Genomic DNA, 13,849 nt, shown 5'->3' with positions numbered 1-13,849 from the left:
AAAGTGGGAATCCAGAACGTAAAATCTCAAGAAACCGTTTTATCCGATAAGTTTCTGCGCCGACAGACCTGGATTCCCGCCTGCGCAGGAATGACGGCGGCGGGGGTTGGTGGATTCGGTGGGCTGAAGCCCACACTACGGCGTACCCTGCGCCCATCCTGCACCTACGCTGCGCCTGACCTGCGAAATACCCTGCGCCTATCCTGCGCGTCCGCCTGTGTGCCGCCGTTGTGGCGGCGCGGGGTTTCAGACGGCATTGCGGTTTCGGGGGCGGGGCTTTATTCGACGACGATTTTGGGGAAGCGGCTGCTGAAGTCTTTGCCTTTGTCGGCAATGCTCAGGGCGATTTGGAATGCGGCATCGGTGTAGATTTTGGCGATGGCGGGGTGCTTGTCGAACAGTTGTGCCGTCGTGCCACCGTCCATTGCTTCGCGCACGGGCAGGCTTAATGGAAGCTGTCCGAGCAGGGGGACGTTGAGGCGGGCCGCCAAGTCTTTGCCGCCGTCTGTGCCGAACAGGGCTTCGCTGTGTCCGCAGTTGGTGCAGATGTGGACGGACATATTTTCCAATACGCCTAAAATGGGAATGTTGACCTTGCGGAACATATCCACTGCCTTGCGCGCGTCTATCAGCGCGATGTCCTGCGGCGTGGTTACGATGACCGATCCAGTTACGGGGATGCGCTGGGACAGCGTGAGCTGGATGTCGCCCGTACCCGGGGGCAGGTCGATAAACAGGTAGTCCACTTCGTCCCACTCGCTTTGAAACATCAGTTGCTGCAAGGCTTGGCTGACCATCGGCCCGCGCCAGACGACGGCTTGGTCGGTATCGACGAGAAAGCCGATAGACATGACCTGTATGCCGTCTGAAGATTCGACGGGAATGAGTTTTTGGTTTTTCTGATTGGGTTTGCGGTCGTCCACACCCAGCATCGTGGGCTGGCTCGGACCGTAAAGGTCGGCATCGAGTACGCCGACGCGTGCGCCCATGCGCGCCATTGCGGCGGCAAGGTTGGCGGTGGTTGTTGATTTGCCCACGCCGCCTTTTCCCGATGCGACGGCAATGATGTTTTTTACGCCTTTGATGGTGGCGACGCCGGGCTGGACTTTGTGTGTGCCGATTTCGGTGTCTATGGACAGATGGATGTGTGTGTCGCCTGTTTCGGGCATCAGGGTTTCTTGTACGGCATCGGCGACGGCGGCGGCGATGTGCGCGACGGGGAAGCCGAAATGCAGGGCGATATGGATGCCGTCTGAACGCTGTTCGACCGAACGGACGGCCTTTTCGCTGCCGAGCGTGCGTGCCGTATTCGGAATGGCGACGGTGTCGAGGAGGGTGCGGATGTTTTGTATGTTCATAATGTGTGTTTCTGTGTGCAGTTTGGGAAACGGGCGGAAAGTGTACATTGATTTCGGGCGGTTTGCCTTTCCTTGTGCGAACTTTTACACGGTATGCGGCGGATTGTGAAAATCCGTTGTCAAAATATCCCGTGCAAACAGTGGTCTGCAATCAAACCTGTAAAATTTGCTTGACGGCGGGGAACGGGGCTGTATAATACGCGGCTCATCGGGTCGTTAGCTCAGCTGGTAGAGCAGCGGACTTTTAATCCGTTGGTCGAGCGTTCGAATCGCTCACGACCCACCAGATAACCGGAAGCCAAGTTTTAAGACTTGGCTTTTTTGTTTGCCTGCCGGTTGCGCGGGCGTACCGTTTGAGGGGGCGTATGAAAAAGAAATTGCTTTCGGGCATCAAATTTGCCGTTCAGACGGCATTGGTATTTTTATTGGTGTCGCTGTTTTTGGATTGGGTACGCAAGCCCGAAGAGCCGGCCGGCGCGGCAGGGCGGCCTTTGACCCTGCTGTCGGGGCAGCGGCTGACTTTGGGACAGTTTAGCTGGGATAAGGCGGTTTTGGTGTATTTTTGGGGAAGCTGGTGCGGCGTGTGCCGTTATCAGTCGCCGATAATCGATGATTTGGCGGCGGACGGCGTTCCGGTCGTCGGCGTGGCGGTACGTTCCGGCAGCGCGTCCGAAGTGGCGGCGTATATGGAAAAACGCGGCTTGGGCTTTCCGACGGTCAACGATGAAGACGGCAGCCTGTCAGGGGCTTGGCGGATTGTGGCAACGCCGACTGTCGTTTTGGTCAAAAATGGGAAAATGGTTCGCCATACGACGGGAATCAGCAGTTATTGGGGCTTGCGCGCACGAATTTTTCAGGCGGATGCTTTCGATTAACCTTTGTTTTTATTAAATTTTCCGCTATGTAGAGAGTCAAACGGCATATGCCTTGCGCGGCGGATGCGGCGGCTTTTATTTTTTGGGAAAGAGCCGGCGCGCCTGCCGATGTAATCCCTTGTTGTGATTGTGGGAAAAATAGATTAAGATATAACTATTAAAATATTTTTAGATAGGATTATCGGAATTAAAGTCTTTTATACCCAGTCGTCCGATGAGGTTTATAGCGTATTGTTGCTATATGTTCGTTTTGTTATATAACGGTTGCATCAAAATTTACGCCCACAGGCTTTCCCGACGGTTTGAAAGTTTGATTTTCGATAACTTGGAGACTTGAACAATGCCTACCCAATCAAAACATGCGTCTATCAATATCGGTCTGATACAGGCAAGGGAAGCCCTGATGACCCAATTCAGGCCTATTCTGAACCAGGCGAATATTACCGATCAGCAATGGCGGATTATCCGTCTTTTGGCGGAAAACGGCACGCTGGACTTTCAAGATTTGGCGAATCAGGCGTGCATTTTGCGCCCCAGCCTGACCGGTATCCTGACCCGCCTTGAAAAAGCGGGTTTGGTTGTCCGCCTGAAACCTTCCAACGACCAACGCCGTGTTTTTCTGAAGCTGACTGCCGAGGGCGAGAAGCTGTATGAGGAAATCGGCGAAGAAGTGGACGAGCGTTACGACGCTATCGAGGAAGTGCTGGGCCGCGAGAAAATGCTGCTGCTTAAAGACCTGTTGGCAGAACTTGCCAAAATCGAGGATGCGTTGAACTCGTAATACGCCGTAACGCGCGGAAATGTCCGACCGACGGCTTTTTGAATCAGAACTGCTGCACATGGGGGGTGCCTTGTGTGCAGCATTCTTATATAGGGGACAGTTTAAAGGGGAAAAATGGCGGATTTGCAGAAAAATTTTCAAACTTCGTTCCGTGATGCGATGGCATCCTGTGCGGCAGGCGTTCATGTCATCACGACAGACGGTGCGGCAGGGCGTTACGGCATTACAATGACGGCGGTCGCGCCGGTAACGGACGAGCCGCCGACCGTGATGCTGTGCATCAACCGGAGTGCGCGAATCATTCCGATCCTGTCGGAAAACGGCAGCCTCTGCATCAATACGCTGGCGGACGAACATCAGGATGTTGCCGAACATTTTGCCGGGCTGACCGGTCTGTCGCCCGAAGAGCGGTTTGCCTACCACATCTGGCATCGCGGCAAAACGGGACAACTTGAAATAGAAGGCGCGTTGGCGCACCTGCACGGGCATATTGTCGGCAAACATGAAATCGGCACGCATTTTGTGTTTTACGTCAGGCTCGACGAAATCAAAAACTGCGGGTGCAAACGCCCCGCGCTGCTGTATTTCAGACGGCAGTTTAGGTCTTTAGACTGATATTCGGACAGATATATATGAAAGCGATGATACTGGCGGCAGGACGAGGCGAGCGTATGCGTCCTTTGACCGATACCACTCCGAAGCCGCTGCTCGATGTGGCGGGTAAGCCTCTAATCGGTTGGCACTTATGCCGTCTGAAGCAGGCAGGGTTTACCGAAATCGTCATCAACCATGCGTGGCTGGGTCGGCAGATAGAAGAGGCTTTGGGCGACGGCTCGGCTTATGGCGTGAACATCGCCTATTCGCCCGAACCTGAAGGCGGCTTGGAAACGGCGGGCGGTATCGCACGGGCATTGCCGCTGTTGGGCGATGCCCCGTTTTTGGTCGTCAATGGCGACGTGTTGACCGACATCGATTTTACCGCCGCGTTTCAGACGGCATCGTCCCTGCCCGAGCATATTTCCGCACATTTGTGGCTGGTGGAAAATCCCCCGCACCATCCCGACGGTGATTTTTTGTTGCTGCCCGACGGCAGCGTGCGTCCGGAAGTATCCGGCGGCAACGGGCTGACATTCAGCGGCGCGGGTATTTACCGTCCTGAAATGTTTGATGGAATTGAAGCGGGCAGTGTGGCAAAACTCGCGCCCGTATTGCGGGGCGAAATGCGGCAAAACCGCGTGAGCGGTCAGAAGCATACGGGTTTGTGGCTGGATGTCGGCACGGTATGCCGTCTGAAGGAAGCGCAAGCCGTTGCAGCGGCTTGGCTGTAAAACGGAAACGGGACGCGGATGTGCGTCCCGTTTGTTTATCGGGCAACAAAATGCCGTCTGAAACGGAAATCCGTTTCAGACGGCATTTTGCCGATTCGGTCAGTTGCGGACTTCTCCGATTTTTTCTTTGTGTTTCAATACGGCGCGGTCAAGTTTGTCTGTAAGGGTGTCGATGGCGGCATACATGTCCTGACCGTCGGACTCGACGTGCAGGTCTTTACCGGCAAGGTGTACGTCTGCCTCGGCCTTATGGCCGGCTTTTTCCACAGACAGCGTTACAGTTATAGAAATGATGTCCGAAGCGTGGCGGTTGATGCGCTCCAGTTTCTTGGAAACGTGGTTTTTGATGGCTTCGGTGATGTCGAAATGCAGACCGGTGATTTTCAGATTCATGATACAGCTCCTTCGGTGGGTTCTGTCCGTCGGCGACGGAACGGAAAAACGGGTTGTAGCATTGTGTTGAAAAATTATTCTGCGGTTTTGCGTTTGTGTGCTGCCGGAATCTCAAGGGATTCTCTGTATTTGGCAATGGTGCGGCGGGAAACCTCCATGCCGCGGAAAGCCAGCAGGTTGGCGAGTGCCTCGTCAGAATAAGGCTTGCGTTTGTCTTCGCTGCCGACAAGCTGGGAGAGTGCGGCTTTAACGGCGTGTTGGCTGACGGCTTCTTTGCCTTCTTCCATTTGAACTGCCTGCGTGAAGAAATAGCGTAGCGCAAACACTCCGCGCGGGCAAGACAAATATTTTTGGTTGGCCGCGCGGGAGACGGTACTTTCTGCCACACCCAATTCGGCGGCAGCATCTTTCATCATCAGGGGGACGAGTCCGATTTCGCCAAAAGTGAAAAAGTCTGCCTGATGTTTAACGATGTATTCGGCAAGGAGGACGACGGTTGCCTTCCTCAATTCGAGCGAATCGATACGTTGTCTGGCTTCGCTGATTTTTTCCTTCCATTCGGGCGAGAGGCCTTCAGACGGCATCAGTTCGCAATATTCGCTGTTCATTTGCAGAGGAGGCAGGGAGTCTTCGTTGAAACTGACCGTCCAGCCGTCTTTACTTTCCTCAACCCAGACATCCGGGCGGATATACGGCGTGGGCGTGGACGAGGCAAAACCGGCGGCGGGAAAGGGATTGAGCGAAGCAATGAGGTCGAGTGCGGCTTCGAGTGTGCCGCTGTCGGTTTGGGGCAGGCGTTTTTTTATTCGTGCGAGGGTTTGGCTGCGGTTGCCGTCAATGCTGTCGAGGGCGTTTCGGACGATATGCAGGGCGGAGGGTTTGGCAGCACATTCGCCCAATCTTTCTATCTGCAGTATCAGCGATTCGTTCAAATCGGCGGCGGCCACGCCTGCCGGGTCGAATTTTTTCAATGCGGTCAGGGCTTGTTTCAGCATTGCTTCATCCAACATCCACTCCAAGGGCGTATGGTCGAGGATGTCTTCGATGCTGTCGGTCAGGTAGCCCTGCTCGTCAAGGAAATCGATAAGGATGTGGACGCAGGCGGCTTCTTGGTCGGAAAGGGGGTGTTCGCACACTTGCGCGTGCAGGTATTGCTTGAAATCCTGTTCGCCGGCGATGTTGGACAGCATATCTTCGCCTTCGTCTCCGCCGATTTGACGGGCAGGCGCAGTGTAATGGCTGAACTCGGCATCGGAAAATTCATCCGTGTCTTTGCGTTCGAGCAGGGGGTTGTCCGACAGCCAGTCCTCGACCTCGCGTTCCAGTTCGATACCTGACATCTGCAATACGCGCAAAGATTGTTGCAGCCGCTGGTTGAGCTGCTGGGTCTGTTTGAGCTTATATCCGAGTAAGGTCATGATAATGTGGGGAAAATTGTTATTTTCAGCCTGTCGGCGCAAAAAAATGCCGCAAAGCGTCATTGCATTATAAATGGTTTTAATGAGCGGGTTCGGATTCCGTCCGATAACAAAAAACAAACGAAAATCAAAAACCGATTGCTCATAACGATATTAAATCGATTTCATAGTTTTAATAGCGAAAATCTTGGCGTATAGTCGCATTCATAGTTTTTACAAAAGGAAAACAAAATGTCGATTCAAGAAATTTATTGCAATCAAGAAACCGGTTACGAATACGCTTTCCGCCAAATCGTACTGTAAGCCGTTTACCCCCATTTGACCAACCTGAGAAAAGGAACAAGAGCGATGACTACCTCCAAATGCCCCGTAACCCATCTGACCATGAACAACGGCGCGCCTGTTGCCGACAATCAAAACAGCCTGACCGCCGGCCCGCGCGGCCCACTGCTGGCGCAGGATTTGTGGCTGAATGAAAAACTCGCCGACTTCGTGCGCGAAGTCATTCCCGAACGCCGTATGCACGCCAAAGGTTCGGGTGCGTTCGGTACGTTTACCGTAACACACGACATCACCAAATACACCCGCGCCAAAATCTTCAGCGAAGTCGGCAAAAAAACCGAGATGTTCGCCCGTTTCACCACCGTGGCAGGCGAACGCGGCGCAGCCGATGCAGAACGCGACATCCGCGGCTTTGCGCTGAAGTTCTATACCGAAGAAGGCAACTGGGATGTAGTCGGCAACAACACGCCCGTGTTCTTCCTGCGCGATCCGCGTAAGTTCCCCGACCTGAACAAAGCCGTCAAACGCGATCCGCGCACCAATATGCGCTCCGCTACGAACAACTGGGACTTCTGGACGCTGCTGCCCGAAGCACTGCACCAAGTTACCATCGTGATGAGCGACCGCGGCATCCCTGCCGGCTACCGCCATATGCACGGCTTCGGTTCGCATACCTACAGCTTCTGGAACGAAGCAGGCGAGCGTTTTTGGGTGAAATTCCACTTCCGCAGCCAACAAGGCATTAAAAACCTAACCAACGAAGAAGCCGCCAAAATCATCGCCGAAGACCGCGAAAGCCACCAGCGCGACCTGTACGAAGCCATCGAACGCGGCGACTTCCCGAAATGGACGATGTACATCCAAGTCATGCCTGAAGCAGACGCGGAAAAAGTACCTTATCATCCGTTTGACTTGACCAAAGTTTGGCTGAAAAAAGACTATCCGCTGATTGAAGTGGGCGAATTCGAGTTGAACCGCAATCCCGAAAACTTCTTCGCCGATGTGGAACAATCCGCCTTCGCACCGAGCAACCTCGTTCCCGGTGTCGGCGCCAGCCCCGACAAAATGCTGCAGGCGCGTTTGTTCAACTACGCCGACGCGCAACGCTACCGCTTGGGCGTAAACTTCCGCCAAATCCCCGTCAACCGCCCGCGTTGCCCAGTACACAGCAACCAGCGCGACGGACAAGGACGCGCCGACGGCAACTACGGCAGCCTGCCGCACTACGAACCCAACAGCTTCGGACAATGGCAGCAACAACCCGACTTCGCCGAACCGCCTTTGAAAATCAACGGCGACGCGGCACACTGGGACTACCGCCAAGACGATGACGACTACTTCAGCCAACCGCGCGCCCTGTTCAACCTGATGAACGACGAGCAGAAACAGGCATTGTTCGGCAACACCGCCGCCGCAATGGGCGATGCGCCCGACTTCATCAAATACCGCCATATCCGCAACTGCCACCGTTGCGATCCGGCATACGGTGAAGGCGTGGCCAAAGCCCTTGGACTGACTGTCGAAGATGCCCAAGCCGCCCGTGCGACCGATCCCGCACTGGGTCAGGCCGGTTTGCTGTAAGGGGGCATTATGTGGATGGAAATTGAAGAAATCCTGTCCCGCGCCGTCCGCTACCGGAAATAACCGGGCATAAAAATGCCGTCTGAAACGTCGTTTGACCGTTTCAGACGGCATTTCCACACCCCGCCCCCGCCGTTTCAGCGGGCGTTTTTTATTAAACGCAAAATATCCCGTCATTCCCACGAAAGTGGGAATCTAGAACGTAAAATCTAAAGAAACTGTTTTATCCGATAAATTTCTGTGCCGACAGCTCTGGATTCCCGCCTGCGCGGGAATGACGAATCCATCCGCACGGAAACCAAAATCCCGTCATTCCCACGAAAGTGGGAATCTAGAACGTAAAATCTAAAGAAACCGTTTTTCCTGATAAGTTTCCGCACCGACAACTCTAGATTCCCGCCTGCGCGGGAATGACGGGATTTCTGTTTTTGATTTTTTGTTTTTGCGGGAATGACGGGATGCGGGTTTTCGTGCGGCGTTTTTCGCGCTTTGCTGTTTTGCTATAATCCGCCCTTTTTAAGGACGGGTGCGGTATGAGTCTTTACGCTTTGCTCTTGATTGCGCTGGGGATGTCGATGGATGCGTTTGCCGTCGCGCTGGCAAAGGGTGCGGCGGTCAGAATGCCTCCGCGCAAAATTGCAGCAACGGCTTTGGTGTTCGGCACGGTTGAAGCGCTCACGCCGCTGGCAGGCTGGGTAGGCGGTTTTTATGCCAAGCCGTTTATCAGCGAATGGGACCATTGGGCGGCTTTCGTCCTGCTGGGCGGGCTGGGTCTGAAGATGTTGCGTGAGGGCTTGTCCGGCGGGGCGGACGATGTGCGCGAAGCCAAACGGGAAAGCTGGTGGTTGACGGTTCTGACTGCTTTTGGAACCAGTATTGATTCCATGATAGTCGGGGTGGGCTTGGCGTTTATGGAGGTAAACATCGCCTTTGCCGCCGCCGTCATCGGCATGGCGACGACGGTGATGGTTACGGTCGGGCTGACGGCGGGAAGGGCTTTGGGCGTATTGTTCGGCAGGCGTACGGAATTTGCCGGAGGTTTGGTGTTGATTGCCATCGGTACATGGACGCTCTTGTCGCATTTGGGTTTGATTCAATGATGTCGGAAAATAAAATGCCGTCTGAAGCGTTGTTTGACTGTTTCAGACGGCATTTTTATCAAATTCAAAAATATTCCGTCATTCCCACGAAAGTGGGAATCTAGGACTCAGGACTGGAGAAACCTTTTTACCCGATAAGTTTCCGTGCCGACCGGTCTGGATTCCCGCCTGCGCGGGAATGACGGTGCGGATGTTTTTATATCGAATCCGCCATATTTTTTACTTCAACCTTGCCGTCAAGCCGCGTTGTCGAAACCGCTGTGGCGCAAGAGTGCGTCTATGCTCGGTTCGCGTCCGCGGAAGGCTTTGAAGGACTCCGCCGCGCTGCGGGAGCCGCCGACGGCGAGGATTTCTTGCCAGAAGCGTTTGCCTGTGGCGGCGACGTCGTCGCTTTCTTCAAAGGCAGCGTAAGCATCGGCGCTGAGGACTTCGGCCCATGCGTAGCTGTAATAGCCTGCGGAGTAGCCGCCGGCGAAGATATGACCGAAGCTCAAGGCGAAGCGGTTGTATTCGGGCGGTTGGATGACGGCGACTTCTTTGCGCACGCTGTCTAAAACCTGCTGCCAGTTTTTCAGACGGCATTCGTCGTCTTCGCTGTAAATGGTCATGTCGAAGAGGGCGAATTCCATTTGGCGGACAAGGAACATGCCGCGCTGGAAGTTTTTGGCGGCGAGCATTTTGTCGAAGAGTTCTTTCGGCAGGGGAACGCCGGTTTCTTCGTGGGCGGACATTTGTGCCAAGACGTCGTATTCCCAGACGAAGTTTTCCATAAACTGGCTGGGCAGCTCGACTGCGTCCCACTCGACGCCGTTGATGCCGGATACGCCCAGTTCGTCCACTTGGGTGAGCAGGTGGTGCAGGCCGTGGCCGGTTTCGTGGAAGAGGGTGAGGATTTCGTCATGGCTCAAGCGGGCTTCTTTGTCGCCGACGGGCGGGGCGAAGTTGCAGACGAGGTAGGCGGTGGGCAGTTGCAGCGTGCCGTCGGCGAAGCGGCGGCGGCCTTTGTAGTCGTTCATCCATGCGCCGCCGCGTTTGCCTTCGCGGGCGTAGAGGTCCATATAGACGCCGCCTATGGTTTTGCCGTCTTGTTCCAGCTCGAAGTAGCGCACGTCTTTGTGCCAGACGGGAACGGTTTTTTCGGCGAATCCGATGCCGTAGAGTTTTTTGATCTGGGCGAACAGGCCTGCCAGGACTTTGCCGACGGGGAAGTATTTTTTGACTTCGGTTTCGCTGAATGCGTATTTGGCTTCGCGCAGTTTTTCGCCGGCGTAGCTCAAGTCCCACGGCTGCGGATCGGCGAGGTTCAGGCTTTCGCGGGCGAAGGCTTTGACTTCGGCGAGGTCTTTTTCGGCGTAGGGTTTGGCGCGGCGGGCGAGGTCGTGCAGGAAGGTGAGGACTTGTTCGGGAATGTCTGCCATTTTGGTTGCCAGCGACAATTCGGCGTAATTTTTAAAGCCGAGCAGTTTGGCGGTTTGCAAGGCGTTTTCGAGGGTGCGGTCGATGTTGGCGGTGTTGTCGAATTTGCCGTCGTCTGAAAGTTCGCTGGCGCGGGTAACGTAGGCGCGGTAGATTTGTTCGCGCAGTTCGCGGTTGTCGGCGTATTGGATGACGGCGAGGTAGTGCGGAATCTGCAAACCGATTTTGTAGCCTGTTTTGCCTTCGCTTTGCGCGGCGGCGGCAAACATCGCGAGTGCGTCTTCGGGAATGCCGGCAAGCGGTGCGGCATCGTCAAAGTAAATGCCGAACGCGTCGGTCGCGTCTAGGACGTTTTGGGAGAATTTGGCGGAAAGTTGCGCGCCTTCGGTTTGCAGTTTTGCCAGTTCTGCCTGCTGTTCGGGCGGCAATTCCGCGCCGCTCAATACGAAATCGCGCAGGTCGTGGTTGAGCTTGGTTTTTTGTGCGGGGGAGAGGGTGTCGAATTCGGGGGAATTTTTGATGGTTTTGAAGCGGTTGTACAGCTCGATGTCTTGTCCGATTTCGGTGAAGAAGACGGTAATTTCGGGCATCAGTTCGTTATAGACGGCGCGCAGTTCGGGCGTATCGGTGACGGAGTTGAGGTGCGACACCACGCCCCAAATCCTGCCGACGCGTTCGGTGATGCCGGTCAGGGGTTCGACAGTGTTTGCCCAGCCGGTGTGCGTTTGGGCTTTGACTTCGGCAATCTGCGCGCGCGCTTCGGTGATGGCGGTTTGCAGGGCGGGTTTGATGTCGGCGGTTTGGATGGCGTCGAAACGGGGTTCTTCGCCCAAATGGAGCAATACGTTGTCGTTCATGTCGGGTTCCTTTGTGTGTTGTGCTTCAGACGGCATATCGGCAATATGCCGTCTGAAGCCGGAAATGGTGCCGGATGGGGAAAGTTAAAGTGTTTCGGAGCCGGCGGGATGATTTAACAGGCGGTATTGTACGCGCAAAAATTCGTCCATAACCGCCTGTTGGATTTCCAGCCGCTTTGAAACGGGTGAGGCGAAGCGGACGATGATGCGGTATGCCTTGTCGTCGTACGGCACGCGGGTAACGCGCGGTTTGGCGGCGGGCGTGATAAACAGTTTTTCCGCCTGCACGTTTTCCAAATGCCGTTGGATGGCGGGGATGTAGGGCGCGCACAAGGGCTCGAGTACGGCTTTCAGACGGCATACGGCTTCATCCGAATCCAAATGGATGGGGACGGGGATTTCGACCGTATGGATGACGTAGTCGCCCAAAATATTGTCGCGGCGCACGGGGTGGCTCAACAACAGGCTGTTGGGGAAAGAAACGGTGGTTCCCGCAAGCTGTCCGACCAAGGGGTTCGGACCGACCTGCATCATCAGCGTGTTCAACAGGTTGATGTCGACCACGCGCCCGCGCAGGCCGTTGATTTCGATATAGTCACCGACCGAGTATTGCTGGGTGGCAGACCTTAAAATACTGCCCGACAGACACATAATCAGTTCCTTCGTCGCCACGACGACCGCCGCCGCCACCGCAAACATCGACAAAGCCAGCGTTTGAATTTGCGCCGACCAGATAAATGCCAGCGAAAACAGCACCAAAAGCAGCGTTATATTGCGGCTGGCAACCAAAAACCGCCGCTTGCTTTCGATGCCGAAATCCGGATGCCGTCTGAAGTGGATGTTCAACAGAAGGGCGCGCGCCAGCAGCAAAGCCGCGACCGCCGCCACGGATTCGGCCGCCTCCGCACGTATCGGGACGGCATCGAGCCAAGTGTCCAACATATTCCATATTTCCATTTTTGCGCCCCTGTCCGAAAAGTATAGGGTGTAGATTTTAGTGGCAAAAAAACGCTTTTGCCACTTTGCCAGCAAATCCCGCGCCCGTACCGGCCGCCAATGCGCCGCCCGCCCTTTCAGACGGCATACGGATGCGGATAACGCTGAATCAGGCGGCAAAATCGGCTATAATACACAATTATATATGCCGTCCTGCCCACTTTTTCCACAAGGTGCAGACTGTTTTGGCGGCATCGCAAAATCTTTTCAAAATCCGGCAAAAAATATGACTGAACAAAAACACGAAGAATACGGCGCCGACAGCATCCAGGTGCTCGAAGGCTTGGAAGCGGTACGCAAACGCCCCGGTATGTACATCGGCGACACGCAGGACGGCAGCGGCCTGCACCACATGGTGTTCGAAGTATTGGACAACGCCATTGACGAAGCACTCGCCGGACATTGCGACAAAATCACCGTTACCATCCACGCCGACCATTCCGTCAGCGTCGCCGACAACGGGCGCGGTATGCCCACCGGCATCCACCCGAAAGAAGGACGCTCCGCCGCCGAAGTCATCATGACCGTATTGCACGCAGGCGGCAAGTTCGACAACAACAGCTACAAAATCTCCGGCGGCCTGCACGGCGTGGGCGTGTCCGTCGTCAACGCGCTGTCCGACTGGGTAACGCTGACCATCTACCGCGACGGCAAAGAACACTTCGTCCGCTTCGTGCGCGGCGAAACCGAAGAGCCGTTGAAAGTTGTCGGCGATTCCGATAAAAAAGGCACGACCGTGCGCTTCCTCGCCAGTACGGAAACCTTCGGCAACGTCGAATACAGCTTCGATATCCTTGCCAAACGCATCCGCGAACTTTCCTTCCTGAACAACGGCGTGGACATCGAATTGACCGACGAGCGCGACGGCAAACACGAAAGCTTCGCCCTTTCCGGCGGCGTGGCGGGTTTCGTGCAATACATGAACCGCAAAAAAACGCCGTTGCACGAAAAAATCTTCTACGCGTTCGGCGAGAAAGACGGCATGAGCGTCGAATGCGCAATGCAGTGGAACGACAGCTATCAGGAAAGCGTGCAGTGCTTCACCAACAACATCCCTCAGCGCGACGGCGGTACGCATTTGACCGCATTGCGCCAAGTGATGACGCGCACCATCAACAGCTACATCGAAGCCAACGAAGTCGCCAAAAAAGCCAAAGTTGAAACCGCCGGCGACGATATGCGCGAAGGTTTGACCTGCGTGTTGTCCGTCAAACTGCCCGACCCCAAATTCTCGTCCCAAACCAAAGACAAACTGGTTTCCAGCGAAATCGGCCCCGTCGTCAACGAAGTCATCAGCCAAGCCTTGACCGACTTCCTCGAAGAAAACCCTGCCGAAGCCAAAATCATCACCGGCAAAATCGTCGATGCCGCCCGCGCGCGCGAAGCCGCCCGCAAAGCCCGCGAAATTACCCGCCGCAAAGGCGTGATGGACGGCTTGGGACTGCCCGGCAAACTCGCCGACTG

The 13,849-nt window shown here is 55.2% G+C and carries 12 protein-coding genes and 1 tRNA gene; 8 read left to right on the top strand and 5 right to left on the bottom strand.

Translation table 11 applies throughout. The annotated features are described in order from the left end of the window. Positions 1–278 precede the first annotated feature (278 nt). The gene (gene apbC / locus KEM39_RS01400; RefSeq protein ID WP_211709500.1) at positions 279–1,358 is read right to left on the bottom strand and encodes an iron-sulfur cluster carrier protein ApbC; all 1,080 of its coding nucleotides are present in this window, start codon (positions 1,356–1,358) and stop codon (positions 279–281) included. A 210-nt stretch (positions 1,359–1,568) separates the two neighbouring features. Here apbC and KEM39_RS01395 point away from each other — a divergent pair. The 5 genes from KEM39_RS01395 (at position 1,569) to murU (ending at position 4,342) form a co-directional block, all read left to right on the top strand. Then, a tRNA-Lys gene (locus KEM39_RS01395) sits at positions 1,569–1,644 on the top strand. 79 nt (positions 1,645–1,723) lie between these two features. Continuing rightward, positions 1,724–2,233, top strand: coding sequence for a protein disulfide oxidoreductase (locus KEM39_RS01390; RefSeq protein WP_211709499.1), 510 nt, complete (start codon positions 1,724–1,726; stop codon positions 2,231–2,233). A 340-nt stretch (positions 2,234–2,573) separates the two neighbouring features. Further along, a complete protein-coding gene (gene nadR / locus KEM39_RS01385) occupies positions 2,574–3,014 on the top strand; it encodes a MarR family adhesin repressor NadR (RefSeq protein ID WP_002214596.1) in 441 nt (146 codons plus the stop codon). A 114-nt stretch (positions 3,015–3,128) separates the two neighbouring features. Further along, positions 3,129–3,629, top strand: a complete 501-nt coding sequence (gene hpaC, locus KEM39_RS01380) for a 4-hydroxyphenylacetate 3-monooxygenase, reductase component (protein WP_025457851.1) — start codon at positions 3,129–3,131, stop codon at positions 3,627–3,629. A 17-nt stretch (positions 3,630–3,646) separates the two neighbouring features. Further along, positions 3,647–4,342, top strand: a complete 696-nt coding sequence (murU, locus tag KEM39_RS01375; protein ID WP_118997968.1) for an N-acetylmuramate alpha-1-phosphate uridylyltransferase MurU — start codon at positions 3,647–3,649, stop codon at positions 4,340–4,342. A gap of 99 nt (positions 4,343–4,441) precedes the next feature. On the opposite strand, the gene hpf is transcribed toward murU, so the two are convergent. Both hpf and rpoN read right to left on the bottom strand, forming a co-directional pair. Beyond that, the gene (gene hpf / locus KEM39_RS01370) at positions 4,442–4,735 is read right to left on the bottom strand and encodes a ribosome hibernation-promoting factor, HPF/YfiA family (RefSeq protein WP_107860148.1); all 294 of its coding nucleotides are present in this window, start codon (positions 4,733–4,735) and stop codon (positions 4,442–4,444) included. 74 nt (positions 4,736–4,809) lie between these two features. After that, complete coding sequence (gene rpoN / locus KEM39_RS01365; RefSeq protein ID WP_211709498.1) at positions 4,810–6,153, bottom strand: RNA polymerase factor sigma-54; 1,344 nt, start codon at positions 6,151–6,153, stop codon at positions 4,810–4,812. A 348-nt stretch (positions 6,154–6,501) separates the two neighbouring features. Between rpoN and katA the strand changes: the two genes are divergently transcribed. Then, positions 6,502–8,016 carry a catalase KatA gene (gene katA / locus KEM39_RS01360; protein ID WP_118997970.1) on the top strand — a complete coding sequence of 505 codons (1,515 nt, stop codon included), beginning with the start codon at positions 6,502–6,504 and terminating at the stop codon, positions 8,014–8,016. Positions 8,017–8,549: 533 nt separating this feature from the next. Beyond that, positions 8,550–9,116: a manganese efflux pump MntP family protein gene (locus KEM39_RS01355; RefSeq protein WP_211709497.1), complete on the top strand. Its 567-nt coding sequence runs from the start codon at positions 8,550–8,552 to the stop codon at positions 9,114–9,116. A gap of 236 nt (positions 9,117–9,352) precedes the next feature. On the opposite strand, the gene KEM39_RS01350 is transcribed toward KEM39_RS01355, so the two are convergent. Beyond that, positions 9,353–11,389, bottom strand: a complete 2,037-nt coding sequence (locus tag KEM39_RS01350; RefSeq protein WP_211709503.1) for a M3 family metallopeptidase — start codon at positions 11,387–11,389, stop codon at positions 9,353–9,355. Between the two features lie 84 nt (positions 11,390–11,473). Beyond that, positions 11,474–12,346: a mechanosensitive ion channel family protein gene (locus KEM39_RS01345; RefSeq protein ID WP_192886361.1), complete on the bottom strand. Its 873-nt coding sequence runs from the start codon at positions 12,344–12,346 to the stop codon at positions 11,474–11,476. A gap of 265 nt (positions 12,347–12,611) precedes the next feature. On the opposite strand from KEM39_RS01345, the gene KEM39_RS01340 reads away from it, so the two are divergent. Then, on the top strand, positions 12,612–13,849 hold a 1,238-nt coding region (locus tag KEM39_RS01340), incomplete at its 3' end, for an ATP-binding protein (RefSeq protein WP_249182559.1).

Source organism: Neisseria sp. Marseille-Q1983 (genome assembly GCF_018224585.1).
GTDB classification, from domain to species: Bacteria; Pseudomonadota; Gammaproteobacteria; order Burkholderiales; family Neisseriaceae; genus Neisseria; species Neisseria polysaccharea.
Note: the sequence above shows the minus strand (reverse complement) of the source record. Positions and strands in the feature narration are given on the sequence as shown.

What these genes read in the sequence shown, in the direction of transcription:
- apbC (WP_211709500.1), bottom strand. Translation starts at nt 1,358, where the DNA reads ATGAACATACAAAACATCCGCACCCTCCTCGACACCGTCGCCATTCCG.
- KEM39_RS01390 (WP_211709499.1), top strand. Translation starts at nt 1,724, where the DNA reads ATGAAAAAGAAATTGCTTTCGGGCATCAAATTTGCCGTTCAGACGGCA.
- nadR (WP_002214596.1), top strand. Translation starts at nt 2,574, where the DNA reads ATGCCTACCCAATCAAAACATGCGTCTATCAATATCGGTCTGATACAG.
- hpaC (WP_025457851.1), top strand. Translation starts at nt 3,129, where the DNA reads ATGGCGGATTTGCAGAAAAATTTTCAAACTTCGTTCCGTGATGCGATG.
- murU (WP_118997968.1), top strand. Translation starts at nt 3,647, where the DNA reads ATGAAAGCGATGATACTGGCGGCAGGACGAGGCGAGCGTATGCGTCCT.
- hpf (WP_107860148.1), bottom strand. Translation starts at nt 4,735, where the DNA reads ATGAATCTGAAAATCACCGGTCTGCATTTCGACATCACCGAAGCCATC.
- rpoN (WP_211709498.1), bottom strand. Translation starts at nt 6,153, where the DNA reads ATGACCTTACTCGGATATAAGCTCAAACAGACCCAGCAGCTCAACCAG.
- katA (WP_118997970.1), top strand. Translation starts at nt 6,502, where the DNA reads ATGACTACCTCCAAATGCCCCGTAACCCATCTGACCATGAACAACGGC.
- KEM39_RS01355 (WP_211709497.1), top strand. Translation starts at nt 8,550, where the DNA reads ATGAGTCTTTACGCTTTGCTCTTGATTGCGCTGGGGATGTCGATGGAT.
- KEM39_RS01350 (WP_211709503.1), bottom strand. Translation starts at nt 11,389, where the DNA reads ATGAACGACAACGTATTGCTCCATTTGGGCGAAGAACCCCGTTTCGAC.
- KEM39_RS01345 (WP_192886361.1), bottom strand. Translation starts at nt 12,346, where the DNA reads ATGGAAATATGGAATATGTTGGACACTTGGCTCGATGCCGTCCCGATA.